Source organism: Agrobacterium tumefaciens (genome assembly GCF_031801495.1).
GTDB lineage: Bacteria > Pseudomonadota > Alphaproteobacteria > Rhizobiales > Rhizobiaceae > Agrobacterium > Agrobacterium tumefaciens_K.
On record NZ_JAOEGC010000002.1, the window covers coordinates 384,886 to 401,829 of the forward strand.

Consider the following 16,944-nt stretch of genomic DNA (forward strand, 5'->3'; position numbering starts at 1 on the left):
AAAAACGGGCCGAAAGGCCCGTTTTTTTGTTGTCCGGATTGCCCGCTTACGCCTTGCGACGCTCGCTCACCGGCTGATAGGCGAGCTTTGCGTGGAACTTGCAGTAGGGTGAAGATTCCGAGGCTTCGCAACCACAGAAGTGGAAGTCGTCCTTCAGCGGGTCTCCGACCGGCCACTTGCAGGTGCGCTCTGTCAGTTCCGTCAGCGTAAGACGACGGGACTCCGGCGTCATGATGTTTCTCGACGGAACGTAGTCGAGAACCTGTGCCGTCTGGATATCCATTTCTTCGTGCAGCGCAGTCGCTACGCTTGTGCGTGCTACCGTACGGACCGGCGCGGTGTTGAGGCGTGCCGTGTAGGTTGCCGGGCGCGGGGCCGCTGCCGCTGTTCGCTTCGGCGCAGTCCGCGCCGATGTCACGGTTCCGCCAGCCTTGGCACGCCCGGGAAGGTTCAGGCGATGAACCTTGCCAATAACCGCGTTACGGCTTACACCGCCCAGTTGTGCTGCGATCTGGCTGGCGCTGAGCCCCTCGGACCACAGTTTCTTGAGTTTTTCGACTCGTTCATCCGTCCAGTTCATGCCGCTTCTCCGCTCGTCGCGTCTATTTCGGCAGAATCCTTCTCCAGCTCGCGAGCGTGCTCCCGAGTGTCAATTCCGCCGGATTTTTGGTGACTAGTTCCGCCGCAATGCAGTCTAGTAATTGACGATTAACCTAGTGTGAGGCTGACTCCGTGGCAAGAGTCGCGGGAATCATCTCGAATCGATTTTCCGGTTTTCCCCAACTTGCTGTTCAGGAGAGTCCGAAAAGCAACACCTTGTGCTCTCTGTGCGGCTTCCCACAAGCACTTGAGAACGCCGGAAAATGAGGACTTTTGTTGACATCGGCAATTGAAGTGACAATAGTGCCCCTGCCGCCGCGAGGCGGCATTTTTGATTTTCAGGCAAGGGATAACCCTGACCGCCTATTGACAACGACTGAAAGCGCATTTTGCGCGAGGAGTGATGCAGCCATGGCCGAAACCGGCGCGCCATTGTTCGATACGTTTTCCAGAGCACCCCTGCGTTTCGAACGAGGAGAGGGCGTATGGCTTGTGACGGAAAGCGGCGAGCGATATCTGGATTTTGGCGCGGGCGTTGCCGTCACATCCGTGGGCCACAGCCATCCGCATCTGGTGGAGGCCCTGAAAGGCCAGGCGGAGAAGGTCTGGCACCTGTCCAACCTCTATGAGATACCGGGACAGGAAGTGCTGGCCAAGCGCCTGACGGATGCCACCTTTGCGGACAAGGCTTTCTTCACCAACTCCGGTGCGGAAGCGCTCGAATGCGCGATCAAGACGGCGCGGCGTTATCAGTACACTCACGGCCATCCGGAAAAATTCCGTATCGTCACCTTCGAAGGCGCCTTCCATGGCCGCACGCTGGCAACCATCGCTGCCGGTGGTCAGGCGAAGTACCTTGAAGGTTTCGGACCCAAGGTCGAGGGCTTCGATCAGGTTCCATTCGGTGATGTCGCGGCCTTGAAGGCTGCCATCACCCCCGAGACTGCAGCCCTGCTGATCGAGCCGATCCAGGGGGAGGGCGGTATCCGGGCGCCCAGCAAGGAATTCCTTCAGACGCTGCGCGATCTGTGCGACGAACACGGCCTGCTGCTGATCTTTGATGAGGTGCAGACGGGCGTTGGCCGCACGGGCAAATTCTTTGCCTATGAATGGTCTGGTGTCACGCCGGATATCATGGCGGTTGCCAAAGGCATCGGTGGCGGCTTCCCGTTCGGCGCCTGCCTTGCGACGGCCGAGGCCGCGTCCGGCATGACGGCTGGTACCCATGGCACGACCTACGGCGGCAACCCGCTGGCCATGGCCGTTGGCAATGCGGTGCTGGATATCGTCCTGGCTGATGGCTTCTTCGACCACGTGCGCGACGTTTCGCTGGTTTTCCGTCAGGGTCTTGCGTCGCTGAAGGATCGTTTCCCGGACGTTATCGAAGAAATCCGTGGTGAAGGCCTGCTGCTTGGCATCAAGGCGAAAGTGCCGGCTGCCGATCTCTTGCAGGCCATGCGCGCCGAGCATCTGCTGGGTGTTCCGGCAGGCGATAACGTCATCCGCCTGCTGCCGCCTCTGGTCGTGACGGCGGAGGAGGCACGCGAAGGGCTGGCCCGCGTTGAAAAGGCTGCGGAAGCACTCACCACGAAACTGGCTAAGAGCGCCTGAGGGGCGTTCTCCGGGCCGGCGCGAAGCGCGGCCCGTTTCGATAGGACAGCATAAATGGCATCAGCAAAACACTTTCTGGACCTCTCGGCCGTTGGCTCGGAGGATCTGCGGACAATTCTCGACGACGCGCGGGTGCGCAAGATCGCCACGAAAAACGGTACGGCTGAAAAGCCGCTCGCGGGCAAGATGCTGGCGATGATTTTCGAAAAGCCGTCGACCCGGACCCGCGTTTCCTTTGATGTCGGCATGCGCCAGCTCGGCGGCGAGACGTTGTTCCTTTCCGGTACGGAAATGCAGCTCGGCCGAGCCGAAACCATCGGCGATACGGCGAAGGTTCTGTCGCGCTATGTCGATGCGATCATGATCCGCACCACCGATCACTCGCGCCTGCTGGAGCTTGCGGAACACGCGACCGTGCCGGTCATCAACGGCCTGACGGACGACACGCATCCCTGCCAGATCATGGCCGATATTCTGACCTTCGAGGAACATCGCGGCCCGATCAAGGGCAAGACGATTGCCTGGACGGGCGACGGTAACAACGTGCTGCATTCCTTTGTCGAAGGTTCCGCCCGTTTCGGCTACCGCATGAACATGGCGGTGCCGATGGGTTCGGAGCCGCACGACAAGTTCCTGAACTGGGCGCGCAACAATGGTGGCGACATCATGCTCTGCCATGACGCGGACAGGGCCGTGGCGGGTGCGGACTGCGTGGTCACCGATACCTGGGTATCCATGAACCAGGAGCACAAGGCGCGCGGACACAACATCTTCCAGCCCTATCAGGTCAATGAAGCCCTGATGGCGAAGGCGGACAAGGATGCGGTGTTCATGCACTGCCTGCCCGCACACCGCGGCGAGGAAGTGACGGACGCTGTCATAGACGGTGCGCAGTCGGTCGTTTTCGATGAGGCGGAAAATCGCCTTCACGCACAGAAGTCGATCATTGCATGGTGCATGGGCGTCATCTGATGCCTTTCGCCCGGCGTGATCTCGTCATGACGTCGGGTTCTTGAACTTTCCCGCACCTGTAACCATCTGTGGAACTTCAAAAGGCTCGCCGGGTATTCGCTGGCGGGCCATCATCACGTTTTGCACGATTTTGTCCGGTACCGGTTCCTCTATCCGGCGACGTGTGCGACAAGCGGAAAAACGACATTCGAAAAACCGGGCTGTGCCCGGTAGCGGCGCATTGCTTTGCGCCAGGGAGTATGGACATGGCAGATGCAACAGTTGAGCTGGACGCTCTCGATTTTGCTGGCGACGATAAGGTTGTGCCGTTTCAGGTCGACGGTCTGGACGTTCGCGGTCGCGCCGTACAGGTAGGACCGCTGCTGAACGCCATTCTCGAGCGCCACAACTACCCCGCGCCGGTTGCCCGCTTGTTGGCAGAGGCCACGGTCCTGACGGCATTGATTGGCACTTCGCTGAAATTTTCCGGCAAGCTGACCGTTCAGACGAAGGGAGATGGCCCGGTCGATCTTCTCGTGGCTGATTTTTCGGCACCTGAGAATATGCGTGCCTATGCCCGGTTTGACGAGGAGCGGCTTGCGGAAGCGACCGCTGCCGGTGCGACGTCGCCGGAGCAGCTCCTTGGCACGGGTATTCTTGCCTTTACCATCGACCAAGGTGTGGGCATGCAACCCTATCAAGGCATCGTGCCTTTGGACGGCTCTTCGCTTGAAGAAATTGCCGGCGTCTATTTCCGCCAGTCGGAACAGCTTCCCACAAGGGTCAGGCTCGGCGTTGCCGAATTCTTCGACCGCGACGCCGATGGCAAGCCGCGCCATGGCTGGCGGGCTGGGGGTGTGATTGCCCAGTTCCTGCCACAGGCACCGGAGCGGTTGCGTTCGCCTGATCTTCATGGCGGTGACGGTGACGAGGGTGGCCACGCGCATATCGAGGATGATGCGTGGACCGAAGCCGTGACGTTGCTGGATACCGTGGATACCGACGAACTCACCGATCCGCAGGTGCCGGTCGAACGCCTGCTGTACCGTCTTTTCCATGAACGCGGCGTGCGTATTTACGAACCGCAGACAGTCGTTGATCGCTGCAATTGCTCACGGGAAAAGATCAAGGGCGTGCTGACGGGCTTCTCTGCGGAGGAGATCGCGGAAAGTCAGGAGGATGGCGCCATCGCCGTCACCTGTGAGTTCTGCTCGACCACCTATCGATACGACGTCAGCGAACTCGAAAACGTCTGATGAAAAAAGGAAAGCCGCATCCCTCATCCGGTGCGGCTTTTAAAATACCAGGACCTGTCAGTTCAGGACGCGCAGGAGGCCGGGCGAATCCAGCGAAAATGCGGGGATCGTGACCGTGAAGACTTCGCCGCTGTCCGCTTCCATCTCATAGTGGCCGAACATCAGACCGGAAGGTGTGTCCAACGGGCAACCGGAGGAATATTCGTATGTGTCGCCCGGTTTCAGGTGGGGTTTCTCTCCGACGACGCCGGGTCCATACACCTCGTCCACCTGCCCGTTCTGGTCCGTGATATGCCAGTATCGGTTGACGAGCGTTACCGACATGTCGGAATTGTTCGAGATCACGACTTTATAGCCCCAGACGTACCGGTCGTCATCCGGGTCGGATTGCTCTTCGAGATAATACGGATCAACCGTAACCTCGATATCCCTTGTCAGAGCACGATACATACGCGCCACCTCGAATATTATGCCTTATGCCCGCATCCTACACTACAGGAGCTGCTTATCGTCAAGAAAATGAACGACTTGATGGAGCATTGCCGCTCCAGACGGTCGGGTTTCGTCCGTTAGGGATAACGATAAAGGTAAATTTCGGTTGCGGACAAGAAGAGTCAAACCGCAAAAAAACCGGATGCGCTAAAGAGGCTGATATGGGGTCGTGGCCCGACATCGCTGTCAGGCCACGGTGATTTTCTTAAGCGGAAACCGCTTCCAGAGCCTTAGCGAAGTCCTCCAGCAGATCGTCGGTATCCTCGATACCTGCCGAGAAGCGCACGGTACCGGGCGAAATGCCGAGTTCGGCGCGGGCTTCGTCGGTGAGGTTCTTGTGCGTCGTGGTTGCCGGATGGGTAATCAGGCTGCGCGTGTCACCGAGGTTGTTGGAAATGGTGACCACTTCCAGTGCGTTCTGCAGCTTGAAGGCTGCTTCCTTGCCACCCTTCAGTTCGAAGCAGATCAGCGTCGAACCGCCGGTCATCTGCTTGGCGATGATATCGGCCTGGGGGTGATCCTTGCGGCCCGGATAGACGACCCTGGCAACCTGTTTCTGCTCGGCCAGGAAGTCGGCGATCTTCGAAGCATTGTTGGTCTGCTGCTTGACGCGGATCGGCAGGGTTTCCAGCCCCTTGATCAGCGTCCAGGCGGTGAACGGTGACATGGCCGGGCCGGTGTGGCGATAATAGTCCTGCAGGTGCTCGGTCACCCATTCCCTGTCGGAAAGGATCACGCCCGCAAGGCTGCGACCCTGACCATCGATATGTTTGGTGGCCGAATAGACGACGATATGCGCGCCGAGTTCCAGCGGCTTCTGGAAAAGCGGTGTGGCGAACACATTGTCAACCACGACCTTCGCGCCGATCTGGTTGGCAAGCTTTGCAACGCCGGCGATGTCGATGATCTCCAGCGTCGGGTTGGTGGGGCTTTCAAGGAAGAAGACCTTGGTGTTCTTCTGGATGGCGTTTTCCCAGTTGGCGAGATCACGACCATCAACCAGCGTGCATTCGATACCGTAACGCGGCGCAAGCGTCTCGACCACCCAGCGGCAGGAGCCGAACAGCGCGCGGGCTGCAACGATGTGATCGCCGGCTTTCAGCTGGCAGAGAAGGGCGGCGGAGACGGCGGCCATGCCGGATGCCGTGGCGCGGGCTTCTTCGGCGCCTTCCAGTGCACACATGCGCTTTTCGAACATGTCGTTGGTCGGGCTACCGTAGCGAGCGTAGATATAACCCTCGTTCTCACCCTTGAAGCGCGCCTCGGCAGCTTCGGACGTGTCGTAGGCAAAGCCCTGCGTCAGGTAGATCGCTTCCGACATCTCGCCATATTGCGAGCGCAGCGTACCACCATGAACGAGTGTAGTTGCCGGGCGCCATTTGTTGCTCATGTGATCACCTTCAAAACAAAAAAACCGGCCGCAAAAGCAGACCGGTTACAAGCACCCGGTCTTTTTAGCCACTTGTTTAACGTGGCTGCAAGCCGACCGGCCAAATCACCACGGGATAAAATTGGCTTACTGCCGTTCCCGGCTTGCGTCAATGCTTTCCTTTTGGTTTGGTCGCCTTGAAAAGGGATGACGAAAATGACGAGAACGACAGGCATATTGGCGGATGGCGCGATCAGGGCACTGTTTGCCAGCGGAAAGCTGAAAAGCGAAGCTGCCCTCGATGCCGATCAGGTGCAACCTGCCAGCCTCGACCTGCGGTTGGGTTCGAAAGCCTATCGCGTCCGCGCCAGCTTCATGCCCGGCCCCGGCACGCCGGTACTCGACAAGCTCAATCGCCTCAGCCTGCACGAGGTCGACCTCAGCGAAGGCGCGGTTCTGGAAACAGGATGCGTCTACATCGTCCCGTTGATGGAGAGTCTTGCACTGCCGGCAGACATGTCCGCATCGGCCAACCCGAAAAGCTCGACCGGCCGTCTCGATATTTTCACCCGCGTCATCACCGACAGCGCGCAGGAATTCGACAAGATACCTGCGGGATATAATGGTCCGCTCTATCTCGAAATCAGCCCGCGTACCTTCCCGATCGTTGTGCGCCGCGGTTCGCGCCTGTCGCAGATCCGCTTCCGCATCGGCCAATCTTTGCTGAACGAAAGCGAACTTCAGAAGCTTCATGACGATCAGACGCTGGTTGCCAGTGAAACGCCGAATGTCACGGGCGGCGGTATCGCGCTTTCCATCGACCTGAAAGGCTTTGGCGATGACGGCCTGATCGGTTATCGCGGCAAGCACCACACCGCCGTTGTGGATGTCGACAAGAAGGCCCAGCACGACGTTCTGGATTTCTGGGAGCCGCTTTACGCCCGTGGTCGCGCTGAACTGATCCTCGATCCCGACGAATTCTACATCCTCGTCTCGCGTGAAGCCGTGCATGTGCCGCCGCTCTACGCAGCCGAAATGACGCCGTTCGACCCGCTGGTGGGTGAGTTCCGCGTGCATTATGCGGGTTTCTTCGATCCCGGTTTCGGCCATGCGCAGGCAGGTGGTACCGGCAGCCGCGCCGTACTCGAAGTTCGCAGCCATGAAGTGCCATTCATTCTGGAGCATGGCCAGATCGTTGGCCGTCTGGTCTACGAACATATGCTGGAGAAGCCGGAAGGTCTCTACGGCACGGGCCTTGGCTCAAATTATCAGGCGCAGGGTCTGAAACTCTCCAAGCATTTCCGCTCGGCCTGATTCCTTTCAGCACGGCTTGACAGTCTCTTCGAACTGTCGGAATTGTTGTGCCGCGTGCGGGTGTAGCTCAATGGTAGAGCAGCAGCTTCCCAAGCTGAATACGAGGGTTCGATTCCCTTCACCCGCTCCAGCGACCTTTCCAGCAAGAATAACGATGTTCCCGTAGCACTTCAGGTATCGCTTCATTGCGAGCGTGGGCAGTGCCTTGTGTCGCCAAAGCTCGTGCAGGGCGGAATGGGGCTGCTGCCGCCCTTATGATTTCTTTATTTGTTATGCCCTGAAAGCCAATCGAAATCCTATGCCGGTCGGAGCTAGGGTGGAGCGTGTTCAGATGAAGCAGCTCCGATGCAACAAGATTGTCTAGATACCGCTAACCTTCAAAACCGCATCCTGAATGGTTCGAAAGTCCGCGAGGAACACGTCTGGTGTTTCACGAAACAGGTACTGCCCGAACTTTGCTCTGCGGATAATGTCGCCGGGAAACGTTTTCGGGCGTTGCTTCAGGCAAACGCAATTCTTGATGCGCTTCTCCTTACGACATCCGCTCATAACCCGCCCGTCAGTCTCGAGGCGCTGCGCCGTACGAGCCGTGGCTGGTCCTGTTCGACTTCGGTCATGCGAGGCGGGTCGCTGAAGAAGGCGACGGCCCTCCATGACGATCTGGAAGGCGCGTTATTTCTGGCGCTTCTCAGCCTTTCGAAGTGGCCGCTGCGCTCGCAAATTCCACAAGAAAGCAAGGGTCATTGACATGACAGCGAAAAGGCTTCTCTGGGGCGGAGTGATGACGCCTCTCGTAACGCCGTTCTTAAAGGGGCAGGTGGATTACGCAGCTTTCGATCACCTCGTGGAATGGCAGATCGAAGCAGGCATCGAAGGGCTGGTTGTCAATTCTCTGATGGGTGAAGGGCCGACGTTGTCCGCCGTTGAACGGCGAAGCCTGATCAGCCGTGCCGTGCATATTTCCAGACGGCGCATTCCAATCATTGCTGCCACGGGGACGTACAGTACGGAGACGACATGTCAGAGAACTCTGGAGGCAGAGCAGCTCGGCGCAGATGCCGCACTGATTGTGCAGCCTTACTACAATCGCCCGGGCCAGAAGGGGATTGTCCAGCATTTCGAGAAAGTCGCGGCGGCAACCGACATACCGATTGTCATCCATAACGACCCTCGCCATGCCGGTGTCGAACTCAAATCTGAGACACTTCTTCGCCTTCTGCGCATACCTGCGGTGATCGGTGTTGTGGGCGATCTTCCGGATACGTCAGGTGAAGGGATAGTCAGGGATCGGAACGCCGGAAACGTCATCCACTTTACGGAAGACGAAAGCCTGTCTTTCGAAAGCTTCGTACGCTGCAACGGGTCGGTCCTGGCCGTGGCGAACATATGCCCGTCAGCCGTCGTCGCCATGTACGGCGCGATCAGGCGTGGTGATCTGGCGCAGGCGCGTGAGCTGCACGGGAACCTGCAATCGGTCATGAAATCGTCTGCGGAGGAGGGGCAACCCGCTCTCCTGAAGTCGGTCTTGGCCTGCTTGCGAGGTATCAGCGAGGAGGTCCGGCTTCCCTTGACCCCCGTGGCGAGTGAGGCTGCAGACAGCATTCTGCTTGCGCTCAGATCAATGCGTGGAAGCGCGACCAGCGTCAATCAACGCCGGCTGATTTCTGAAGCAAAGGTCGCGCGGATCGATGGATGGGCAGCGAGCAACTCCAACGAGGAATGCGCCTCCTTTCCCGCCAATCACTGATTTCCTTTCACAATCTTCCAGTGGCTTTTTGGAGTTTCACAAATGAACCAACCGTTAGGTCGTTATTATCGCTTGCAGTCCGAACTCCGCAAGAGGGTGGCAGCCGACAAGGCCCGTCTGCAGGGGCCGCCAGTCAATCGAAAATCGGGCTCCGACGCCTCCATGTTCATTCGGTTGTTCGCGGTTGTCGGCGGGCTGCTGCTGGCAGTGTCTGTGATCATGCAATCCGTTCAGTAACAGGCCGCGAAACTCTATCGGCCGCCGTTCAAGACCATTCATGAAGAGGACTCGGATCATGTACCGAAAACTGAAATCACCTCAATCGGAGCAGCAACGTGGCTTTCGATTTACTGTAGGTCAAAATCGGACAGGGTGCTGGCTGGTGTCCGACAGGCTCGGGCTCGTGGGAGGGCTTTTCGTCGACAAGGAAGCTGCACTGCGTTTTGCAAGGACGGAAGGTGATGTCGGGGAGGATGAGATCCGGTCGTTGAGCGACGAACAGCGCCTTGAGGTGTCAGATGTCTTCAGCCGTGGAAAAACGACGCACTGATCGAGGAAACCCGGAAATGCGCTTGGCTTTACCATCCGGCCTGCTGACGAAGGGTCATTTATGAGAACCGGCCTCTTTGCCTACCGCATCGATACACTTGACGTTCAGTGGGATACGCTGACGCTATGTGACGATCACAGAATGAAACTGGCGACTGCGTTCTGCGCAGAGCAGGAACGCTCGCTTCGACATTCCTGTCTTGTGGACCTTCAAGGGTTCGAGGATTTTTACTGGGCGGCGCTCGATGCCGGGCGCCGGGCGGGTTCGGAGGGGGGCTTTCTCATCGAACCCCATGTCGGCTTTCTGCCAACGGCGCTCTCCATGTCTGCCTATCTCGTATGGAAGGATGACGTCCACGGCATCACCTTCTGCGTGTCCCCGGTGGAATTGCCGTGGTTGCATGGCGCCAGCTGTAATGGAGCATGAATGCGTCGTGCTGCTCGCTTAAACCTTCGTCTTCAATTCGGGTTGGTGACCATCGGCGTGTGCGGTGTCTTGTTCCACACGAAGGGCTTGGTTCTCAGTTCGATCAACGCCCGCCAGGCGGCGATTGAAAGCAGTATCCAGTAGACGGGAACGATCAGCCATCGGTTTCCGAGATGCTCCCGCTCGAACAGGGTCATCGTCTTTCGCCCCAGAAGGATAAACACGGTGTAACTGCCGATGATGTTCACCATGTCGATACAAAACAGACCGCCCTGCCAGGTGAACAGAACGCTGCCGCTCGTTTCCAGCATCGCCAGCGTCATGGCGATGAAGGAGAGGAGCAGCAACGGATGCGCCAGCGATGACAGAAGCATTCCGCCGATCAACAGCTGGAATATGAGATAGGCAAGCCAGCCCATCTTGCCTGCAGTTTGAACAGGGGCACGCGTCAGCACAAGCCAGCTTTGCAGCCAGCCCTTGTACCAGCGGGTGCGTTGGTTCAGCCAGACGGAAACACTGGTCGGCGCGTCTTCCAGTGTCTGTCGGCATATGATGCCGGATCGATACCCGAGCCTGTGGAGCCGTAGCCCGATATCGGCATCCTCCGTGACGTTGTAGGGATCCCAGGCACCGGCCTGCCGCAGCAGCGCAGTGCGGAAATGGTTCGATGTACCGCCGAGTGGTAGCGGCAGCTTGTATCGGGCGAGAACCGGCAGCATACACCGGAAAAGCCCGGAATATTCCAGTGCGAAACAGGTGCTGAGCCAGGACGCTCTGGCATTGCTGATGATGAGCGGCGCCTGAAGGCAGGCGACATTGTCCGGCTGACTTTGGAAGGTGGCGTAAGCTTCTCTGAGCTGCTCCACCTGCGGTCGGTCCTCCGCATCATAAATGGCCACGAACTCTCCGCGAGCACCGGCGAGCGCGTAGGTCAGCGCTTTCGGTTTGGTCTGCGGGAGGGAGAACGGTACTCGCACGATCTCCATGTGTGGACCGGGATTTGCCTTTTGGATGGCGCGTATGGTGGCCTCGTCGTCTTCCTCACAGATCAGCTTTATGTCGAGCCGCGATTTCGGCCAGTCCAGCCGGTCCAGCATGGCGATGAGCTGTGCCGCCACGGCTTCTTCGCGATACAGCGCAACGAGCACGGTATAGATCGGCATCTCTCTTTCCTTCGGGTGGGAGAGGGCGATGCGCGACGGCAATCCACGCCAGCAATGAGCGAGTGCAAAACAGCGGAAGAGAAACGTCGAGAGGTAAAACAGCGTCAGAGTGGCGTGCAAGGCAAGCAGTGTGGACGGTGTGTCTGCCAGCAGTGCCAGAGCGATCAGGGTAACGAGGACGCCACTACAAAACCCTTGCCCTGCCTGAACCGTAATTCGCGCGGAATGCGTTGGCTCCTTTTCAAAAAGCGCCTGCCGTGCTTCCCGGTTTCGCCTGTCTTTTCCCGCGATCCAGACGGCATCCCGCATCGTCTTGGGAGTCGCAACGGCTATCTCGCTGAGAAGGTGAGGGGTGTGGCTCAACATATCTTTCAGCGCTTCGATCGTTCGCAGCTCCGGCACGATGACGAGGATTGGTTTGCTGTCCTCGGGTGCGAGTTTCAGAAATCTCGTTTCGAGGAGCTGCGTATCGAGATGGGGTACATCGGCCAGATGGGCCGGATTAATTTCGGCGAGAAAAGGCAAGCGCAGATACCTCGCGAATGCCCCGAAATAGGCGTCCGCCGTGACCATGCCGCTCGCGAGAAGCTCGTCTTCCAGTGTGGAGCCATTTTCGGCTGCCTTGCGCTGGAATGCATCGATATAAGGTTTGCCAAAACCAAGCGTCTTCAGGAAGCGGGCTTCATCGCTTCCGTCCTGATCACTTGATGCGGAGAATGGATCATCCCACTCTCCTGATGTCGCAATTTCCCCTTTCACGAGGATCGTCTGAAACGATTCTCGTGTATAGTCATCGAAATGATCCATACATCCTGCCGCCACCATCATGGTGGCGCCCCTTTGCCCCAAGCGGATGATAGAGATGAGAATGCCGGTTATTAAATCAAATACAAGATTATTTTGCGTGGCAGCAATTTTTGCTGCGCTCGTTGGCGGTTCTGGTGGCTCTAAGGCGGAAACTCTTGCGACCGGCAGCAGGATGCCGGTGCTGTTCGACGCTCAGGAGAGGTTCCCCGGTGGCGATCTCTCTTCTGTACCGCGCATCCGCTTTCTGATGTCGGTTGATTTTCCGCCGTTCAATTTCACCGATCAGGAAGGGCGGCTTGCCGGTTTCCACGTCGATCTGGTGCGCGAAATCTGCGCGCAGTTGAAAGTCGAAGGAAAATGCCAGGTTCAGGCGCTTCCGTTTGATGAACTGGAAGCTGCGTTGGAAATGGGCGAAGGCGAAGCGGTTATTTCCGGTATCGCCTCATCGTCTGATCTGCGGAAGAGCTTTACGTTCTCGCGTCCCTATCTCCTGCTGCCTGCGCGTTTTGCGGTCAGCAAGGCGCTCAAGCTTGAAGGGGCTGCGGTGGATGCCTTGTCGGGAAAGAAGGTCGGCGTGGTCACGGGGTCGCGCCACGAACAGATGCTCAAGGCGTTTTTTCCAAAAGTGGCGGTCAATGGTTTCGATGGATATGATGCCATGTATGACGCCCTGAAAACGGGCAAGCTGGACGCTGTTTTCGCTGATGGGCTGCGCCTGCCGTTCTGGGTGTCGGGCAGTGCCTCGGAAGGCTGCTGCGCGCTGTTCGGTGGCCCCTACGTATCGGATCGTTTCCTGGGGGAGGGCCTGGCGATCATGGCAGTTGATCCGGACAATGTGCTGGTCCCCGCTTTTGATCAGGCGCTGGCGGCGCTTTCGCGCAACGGGCGGCTTGAGGAAATCTACCGCCGTTATTTCCCGTATGGGCTTTATTGATCCGGTTTACTGGCTGGCCCAGATGATGCGGGCAATCCACTCCACGTCGGCCATGTCGAAGCTGCGGTTTGGGTGTTCCGGATTGAGCGAGAGAAGCTCTATGTTCTTGGGGCTCTGCCGGGCCAGCACCTTTGCCATGACCTCGCCGTCGCGGCTTTTCACCACCACGCGGTCGCCGCGACGCACTTGCGCGCCGGGTTCGACGATCAGGATATCGCCGTCCCGATAGAGCGGCATCATGCTCTCGCCCTGGACCTCCAGTGCATAGACGCCCTGCTGGCGATCGGGAGAAGACGGGAACTCGACAACATCCCAACCCTGACCGGCCGGAAAGCCGCCATCGTCGAAAAATCCGCCAGAACCTGCCTGCGCAAAACCGAGCAGGGGAATGGCATTGTTGTCGCCTAAAGGCTGCATCGCCTGCGCAGCCTTTCCCAGTGCATAGCCAAAAAACTGGTCGACGCTGGCCCCGGTTGCCTCCAGCACCTTTGAAACGGATTCCGTCGAAGGCCAGCGTTTGCGTCCATCCGGGCCGAACCGCTTCGATTTGTTGAACGAGGTCGGGTCCAGGCCTGCCCGCTTCGCCAGCGCCGAAGGGGTCAGCTGGTTACGCTCGGCAAGCGTATCGATCGCGCTCCAGATCGTTTCGTGTGAAAGCATGGTTCAAAACCCGCAGGTGGAGCTGATGGCGAAAAAGCTCCTGTCAGTACTGACGGAAATCTAGACTATATTCCGATGTAAGTAAAGAAACAGAGGAATAAAATCCTCTATTTCAGGCTACCATAGCGGGAGTATTGATCTTGGAAAGCTGGATGACGGCCTGTGTGCGGCTGTCCACCTTGAGCTTCAGGAGGATCGCCGAGACATGTGCCTTGACCGTCGCCTCCGATACGCTCAGCTCGTAGGCGATCTGCTTGTTAAGAAGCCCTTCGGCCAGCATGCCCAGAACCCGGCTCTGCTGCGGCGTAAGCGTTCGCAGGCGTTGGATGAGATCGGCGACATCGGGATCCTGTTCCTTCGCATCCCGGTGATTGACGGGTATCCAGACATCTCCTTCCAGGACGGCCCGGATGCCGTCGCGTATATCGTCGATTCCCGATGATTTGGAGATGAAGCCGGAGGCGCCGAGTTCGATGGAACGTCGTACTGTGGTGGCGTCGTCCGTGGCGGAGACGATGACGATCGGCAGGCTGGTGTATTCGGCTCTCAGTGCCATGAGGCCCGAAAAACCGCTGACGCCCGGCATGGACAAATCCAGAAGCATCAGGTCCGCATCGTGCCATTCGGCGGCTGCCTTGCGGGCTGCTTCAAAGTCGCCGGCCTCGATGATGGTCTGCTGCCCTTCTATGCCGGATACGGCCTGTTTGAGGGCTCCGCGAAACAGCGGATGGTCGTCTGCAATGATGATCGCAAGTTCCGACATTGTGGCCCCCTCCCAAGGGCGTTGATGCGGTTCTTTTTCTATTTTCCTCACACCTGTCGGCCGCTTGTCGCAAGCGGCGACGAAACCTCTGCCCCAAAAGTGCGCCAATCATTTGCTCATTACAAGAAAAAGCTTTCTCCTGAGTGGGCTTCCGGTTGACGGAGTGCAAAAAATGCGGCGGAAACTGTGGACAATAAGCCCGCTTTGCTGCAAACCGCGCTCGCAGCCACCCCCTTCGGAGACGCCCATGCAGGAAAACCCCGCGGTCATCTATAAAATCGTGCCGGAGGCGCTTTGGGCTGCTGCCAAGGCAAAGGGTGTTTTCGAAGGTGCGCCGGTGGATCTGGCTGACGGTTTCATTCACTTCTCCACGGCACGACAGGCGGTCGAAACAGCTGCGCGCCACTTTGCCGGACAGGCCGGGTTGCTTCTCGTTGCGGTCAGCGGCGAGGCCCTCGGTGAAAAGCTGGTCTACGAGCCGTCCAGAGGCGGCGATCTCTTTCCACACCTATACGCCTACCTTCCCATGACCGCGGTCCTCTGGGAAAAAACCCTTCCACTGGCCGAGGACGGTCGCCACCAGTTTCCGGAGAACCTGTGATGAACGGATTTTTTTCCTCTATTGGCCGTAAGGGACTGTTTCTGGTCGACCCCGAAAAGGCGCATGGACTGTCCATCGCAGCCCTGAAGAGCGGTTTCCTGCCGACCTGCATGGTCCCGCATGATCCAAGCCTGCAGCAGACCGTGGCGGGCCTCGTTTTTCCCAATCCGCTCGGCATGGCCGCAGGCTATGACAAGAATGCCGAAGTGCCCGGCCCGCTTCTGCGGCTCGGTTTCGGTTTTACCGAGATCGGCACCGTCACGCCGCGCGGCCAAATCGGCAATCCGAAGCCACGCATCTTCCGTCTGGTGGAGGACGAAGGCATCATCAACCGCCTCGGTTTCAACAATGAAGGCCATGGCCCGGCGCTGGAGCGGCTCAAGGCGGCGGGCCTGCGTGGCATCGTCGGCGTCAACATCGGCGCCAACAAGGATAGTGAAGACCGCATCGCGGATTATGTGCAGGGCATCGAGGCCTTTTATTCGGTTGCCTCCTATTTCACGGTCAACATCTCCTCGCCCAACACCCCCGGCCTGCGTGATCTGCAGGCGCGTGAAAGTCTTGCCGCTCTGCTGAAGGCCGTTTTGGAGCGCCGTGCGGTTGAAGCCGCGCGTTCCGGCAAAAGCGTGCCGGTTTTCCTGAAGATTGCTCCCGATCTGACCGAGGAAGGTCTTGATGATGTTGCCGAAGAGGCGCTGGCGCATGATCTCGATGGCCTGATCGTATCCAACACCACCCTGTCGCGTGAGGGCCTGCGGCCCGGTCCGCACAAGGGCGAGGCCGGCGGGCTTTCCGGCAAGCCGCTTTTCGAGCTTTCGACCACGGTTCTTGCCAAGATGCGCAGGCGTGTCGGCGGAAATCTGCCGATCATCGGCGCTGGCGGCGTGTCGTCTGCGGAAACGGCGCTGGAAAAGGTGAGGGCAGGGGCTGATCTCGTGCAGCTCTATTCATGCATGGTCTATGAAGGGCCGGGCCTGCCGTCGACCATCGTCAAGGGGCTGTCGAGGCTCGTTGCGCGTGAAGGCGTGGCGAATATTCGCGACCTGCGTGACAGCACCGTCGACCGCTGGGCCGATCGCAAGCTGGGCTGAGCGACCCTGGAGCGCCGTGCGTTTTTCAGGGCGCACAAAGAACGCTCCAGCGCGTCGAATTTGCTTAACGTGCGTTCCGAAGGTCGATCTTGGTTTTCGGGCGCGATGCCCTATGCGCAAAGCACCATCGCCCAGTAAGGGCGGTTTTTGGCGTTGGCATCGTATGCTACTGCCACGCCAAGTCCGTTATACGGCCCGAGCATGTTTTCCAGATGGTGTGGAGAGCCGATCCACGCGCGGACCACGCGCTCCACGGTATCCTGACCGCTGGCGACGTTTTCTGCCGCCGGTAGCGGAACATTGCCATCCTTCATGCGGATGAGAAAACTGTCGGTCAGGCCGATGAGATGGGCCATCTTTTGGGCCTTCACCATACGGCCTGCCTGATAAGCGGCGGCCTTGCTGGCCGCGTTATCGATGGAGAGTGGCGAAAGTCCCTTTGAGCGGCGCAGGTCATTGACCATGGGCAGCGCTGCGGCTGTCTCATCTCTCGTTCCGGAGGGGGCTCCCTTGTTCGTCGGCACGGAGACGCATGCGGAGAGCAGCGAGCCAGCGGAAATCAGCACGAAACCGCGCCGGGACAGTGTGATAAGCGATGTGTCGGTCATG

Annotated in this window: 19 protein-coding genes, 1 tRNA gene and 1 riboswitch; of the genes, 13 read left to right on the forward strand and 7 right to left on the reverse strand. The window is 58.7% G+C overall.

Annotated elements, in window-relative coordinates:
- Window positions 1-46: 46 nt before the first annotated feature.
- Entirely contained in the window at window positions 47-580 is a 534-nt protein-coding gene (locus N7578_RS11275; RefSeq protein ID WP_311110425.1) for a GcrA family cell cycle regulator, read from the reverse strand.
- 431 nt (window positions 581-1,011) lie between these two features.
- Here N7578_RS11275 and N7578_RS11280 point away from each other — a divergent pair, with 431 nt between their 5' ends.
- The 3 genes from N7578_RS11280 (at window position 1,012) to N7578_RS11290 (ending at window position 4,418) form a co-directional block, all read left to right on the forward strand.
- Window positions 1,012-2,211, forward strand: a complete 1,200-nt coding sequence (locus tag N7578_RS11280; protein ID WP_311110426.1) for an aspartate aminotransferase family protein — start codon at window positions 1,012-1,014, stop codon at window positions 2,209-2,211.
- A 54-nt stretch (window positions 2,212-2,265) separates the two neighbouring features.
- The gene (gene argF / locus N7578_RS11285) at window positions 2,266-3,183 is read left to right on the forward strand and encodes an ornithine carbamoyltransferase (RefSeq protein ID WP_311110427.1); all 918 of its coding nucleotides are present in this window, start codon (window positions 2,266-2,268) and stop codon (window positions 3,181-3,183) included.
- 245 nt (window positions 3,184-3,428) lie between these two features.
- Window positions 3,429-4,418, forward strand: coding sequence for an Hsp33 family molecular chaperone (locus N7578_RS11290; RefSeq protein ID WP_311110428.1), 990 nt, complete (start codon window positions 3,429-3,431; stop codon window positions 4,416-4,418).
- 57 nt (window positions 4,419-4,475) lie between these two features.
- Here N7578_RS11290 and apaG read toward each other — a convergent pair whose 3' ends face one another.
- Window positions 4,476-4,868: a Co2+/Mg2+ efflux protein ApaG gene (apaG, locus tag N7578_RS11295; RefSeq protein WP_311110429.1), complete on the reverse strand. Its 393-nt coding sequence runs from the start codon at window positions 4,866-4,868 to the stop codon at window positions 4,476-4,478.
- Between the two features lie 247 nt (window positions 4,869-5,115).
- Complete coding sequence (locus N7578_RS11300; RefSeq protein ID WP_311110430.1) at window positions 5,116-6,300, reverse strand: O-succinylhomoserine sulfhydrylase; 1,185 nt, start codon at window positions 6,298-6,300, stop codon at window positions 5,116-5,118.
- A 43-nt stretch (window positions 6,301-6,343) separates the two neighbouring features.
- Window positions 6,344-6,422: riboswitch (SAM riboswitch) on the reverse strand.
- 73 nt (window positions 6,423-6,495) lie between these two features.
- On the opposite strand from N7578_RS11300, the gene N7578_RS11305 reads away from it, so the two are divergent.
- The 7 genes from N7578_RS11305 to N7578_RS11335 all read left to right on the forward strand — a co-directional run bounded on the left by N7578_RS11305 (window position 6,496) and on the right by N7578_RS11335 (window position 10,316).
- The gene (locus N7578_RS11305) at window positions 6,496-7,593 is read left to right on the forward strand and encodes a 2'-deoxycytidine 5'-triphosphate deaminase (RefSeq protein WP_311110431.1); all 1,098 of its coding nucleotides are present in this window, start codon (window positions 6,496-6,498) and stop codon (window positions 7,591-7,593) included.
- 56 nt (window positions 7,594-7,649) lie between these two features.
- Window positions 7,650-7,723 (forward strand) — tRNA-Gly (locus tag N7578_RS11310).
- A gap of 365 nt (window positions 7,724-8,088) precedes the next feature.
- Window positions 8,089-8,340 carry a hypothetical protein gene (locus tag N7578_RS11315; protein WP_311110432.1) on the forward strand — a complete coding sequence of 84 codons (252 nt, stop codon included), beginning with the start codon at window positions 8,089-8,091 and terminating at the stop codon, window positions 8,338-8,340.
- A 1-nt stretch (window position 8,341) separates the two neighbouring features.
- Window positions 8,342-9,340 (forward strand): dihydrodipicolinate synthase family protein, encoded by a 999-nt coding sequence (locus N7578_RS11320; RefSeq protein WP_311110433.1) that lies wholly within the window; start codon window positions 8,342-8,344, stop codon window positions 9,338-9,340.
- A gap of 42 nt (window positions 9,341-9,382) precedes the next feature.
- Window positions 9,383-9,577 carry a hypothetical protein gene (locus tag N7578_RS11325; protein WP_311110434.1) on the forward strand — a complete coding sequence of 65 codons (195 nt, stop codon included), beginning with the start codon at window positions 9,383-9,385 and terminating at the stop codon, window positions 9,575-9,577.
- 145 nt (window positions 9,578-9,722) lie between these two features.
- Window positions 9,723-9,890, forward strand: coding sequence for a hypothetical protein (locus tag N7578_RS11330; protein WP_311112591.1), 168 nt, complete (start codon window positions 9,723-9,725; stop codon window positions 9,888-9,890).
- Window positions 9,891-9,950: 60 nt separating this feature from the next.
- Window positions 9,951-10,316 carry a hypothetical protein gene (locus N7578_RS11335; RefSeq protein ID WP_311110435.1) on the forward strand — a complete coding sequence of 122 codons (366 nt, stop codon included), beginning with the start codon at window positions 9,951-9,953 and terminating at the stop codon, window positions 10,314-10,316.
- A 32-nt stretch (window positions 10,317-10,348) separates the two neighbouring features.
- Here the strand turns inward: N7578_RS11335 and N7578_RS11340 are convergent, their stop codons facing one another.
- Entirely contained in the window at window positions 10,349-12,286 is a 1,938-nt protein-coding gene (locus N7578_RS11340) for a glycosyltransferase family 2 protein (protein ID WP_311110436.1), read from the reverse strand.
- A 172-nt stretch (window positions 12,287-12,458) separates the two neighbouring features.
- Here N7578_RS11340 and N7578_RS11345 point away from each other — a divergent pair, with 172 nt between their 5' ends.
- Entirely contained in the window at window positions 12,459-13,220 is a 762-nt protein-coding gene (locus tag N7578_RS11345) for a transporter substrate-binding domain-containing protein (protein ID WP_311112476.1), read from the forward strand.
- 6 nt (window positions 13,221-13,226) lie between these two features.
- Here N7578_RS11345 and N7578_RS11350 read toward each other — a convergent pair whose 3' ends face one another.
- Together N7578_RS11350 and N7578_RS11355 are read right to left on the reverse strand one after the other, a co-directional pair.
- Entirely contained in the window at window positions 13,227-13,880 is a 654-nt protein-coding gene (locus tag N7578_RS11350; protein WP_311110437.1) for a helix-turn-helix transcriptional regulator, read from the reverse strand.
- A gap of 112 nt (window positions 13,881-13,992) precedes the next feature.
- Window positions 13,993-14,643 (reverse strand): response regulator transcription factor, encoded by a 651-nt coding sequence (locus tag N7578_RS11355; protein ID WP_311110438.1) that lies wholly within the window; start codon window positions 14,641-14,643, stop codon window positions 13,993-13,995.
- Between the two features lie 247 nt (window positions 14,644-14,890).
- Here N7578_RS11355 and N7578_RS11360 point away from each other — a divergent pair, with 247 nt between their 5' ends.
- Together N7578_RS11360 and N7578_RS11365 are read left to right on the forward strand one after the other, a co-directional pair.
- On the forward strand, window positions 14,891-15,244 hold the full coding sequence (locus tag N7578_RS11360; RefSeq protein ID WP_311110439.1) for a DUF952 domain-containing protein: 354 nt from the start codon (window positions 14,891-14,893) through the stop codon (window positions 15,242-15,244).
- Window positions 15,244-16,335 (forward strand): quinone-dependent dihydroorotate dehydrogenase, encoded by a 1,092-nt coding sequence (locus tag N7578_RS11365; RefSeq protein WP_311110440.1) that lies wholly within the window; start codon window positions 15,244-15,246, stop codon window positions 16,333-16,335. The genes N7578_RS11360 and N7578_RS11365 overlap by 1 nt, the downstream gene beginning before the upstream one ends.
- A 110-nt stretch (window positions 16,336-16,445) precedes the next feature.
- Here N7578_RS11365 and N7578_RS11370 read toward each other — a convergent pair whose 3' ends face one another.
- Complete coding sequence (locus tag N7578_RS11370; protein ID WP_311110441.1) at window positions 16,446-16,943, reverse strand: CAP domain-containing protein; 498 nt, start codon at window positions 16,941-16,943, stop codon at window positions 16,446-16,448.
- Window position 16,944: the final 1 nt, after the last annotated feature.

What these genes read in the sequence shown, in the direction of transcription:
- N7578_RS11365 (WP_311110440.1), top strand. Translation starts at nt 15,244, where the DNA reads ATGAACGGATTTTTTTCCTCTATTGGCCGTAAGGGACTGTTTCTGGTC.
- apaG (WP_311110429.1), bottom strand. Translation starts at nt 4,868, where the DNA reads ATGTATCGTGCTCTGACAAGGGATATCGAGGTTACGGTTGATCCGTAT.
- N7578_RS11325 (WP_311110434.1), top strand. Translation starts at nt 9,383, where the DNA reads ATGAACCAACCGTTAGGTCGTTATTATCGCTTGCAGTCCGAACTCCGC.
- argF (WP_311110427.1), top strand. Translation starts at nt 2,266, where the DNA reads ATGGCATCAGCAAAACACTTTCTGGACCTCTCGGCCGTTGGCTCGGAG.
- N7578_RS11370 (WP_311110441.1), bottom strand. Translation starts at nt 16,943, where the DNA reads ATGACCGACACATCGCTTATCACACTGTCCCGGCGCGGTTTCGTGCTG.
- N7578_RS11345 (WP_311112476.1), top strand. Translation starts at nt 12,459, where the DNA reads ATGCCGGTGCTGTTCGACGCTCAGGAGAGGTTCCCCGGTGGCGATCTC.
- N7578_RS11355 (WP_311110438.1), bottom strand. Translation starts at nt 14,643, where the DNA reads ATGTCGGAACTTGCGATCATCATTGCAGACGACCATCCGCTGTTTCGC.
- N7578_RS11275 (WP_311110425.1), bottom strand. Translation starts at nt 580, where the DNA reads ATGAACTGGACGGATGAACGAGTCGAAAAACTCAAGAAACTGTGGTCC.
- N7578_RS11305 (WP_311110431.1), top strand. Translation starts at nt 6,496, where the DNA reads ATGACGAGAACGACAGGCATATTGGCGGATGGCGCGATCAGGGCACTG.
- N7578_RS11290 (WP_311110428.1), top strand. Translation starts at nt 3,429, where the DNA reads ATGGCAGATGCAACAGTTGAGCTGGACGCTCTCGATTTTGCTGGCGAC.
- N7578_RS11350 (WP_311110437.1), bottom strand. Translation starts at nt 13,880, where the DNA reads ATGCTTTCACACGAAACGATCTGGAGCGCGATCGATACGCTTGCCGAG.
- N7578_RS11360 (WP_311110439.1), top strand. Translation starts at nt 14,891, where the DNA reads ATGCAGGAAAACCCCGCGGTCATCTATAAAATCGTGCCGGAGGCGCTT.
- N7578_RS11335 (WP_311110435.1), top strand. Translation starts at nt 9,951, where the DNA reads ATGAGAACCGGCCTCTTTGCCTACCGCATCGATACACTTGACGTTCAG.
- N7578_RS11320 (WP_311110433.1), top strand. Translation starts at nt 8,342, where the DNA reads ATGACAGCGAAAAGGCTTCTCTGGGGCGGAGTGATGACGCCTCTCGTA.
- N7578_RS11340 (WP_311110436.1), bottom strand. Translation starts at nt 12,286, where the DNA reads ATGGATCATTTCGATGACTATACACGAGAATCGTTTCAGACGATCCTC.
- N7578_RS11280 (WP_311110426.1), top strand. Translation starts at nt 1,012, where the DNA reads ATGGCCGAAACCGGCGCGCCATTGTTCGATACGTTTTCCAGAGCACCC.
- N7578_RS11300 (WP_311110430.1), bottom strand. Translation starts at nt 6,300, where the DNA reads ATGAGCAACAAATGGCGCCCGGCAACTACACTCGTTCATGGTGGTACG.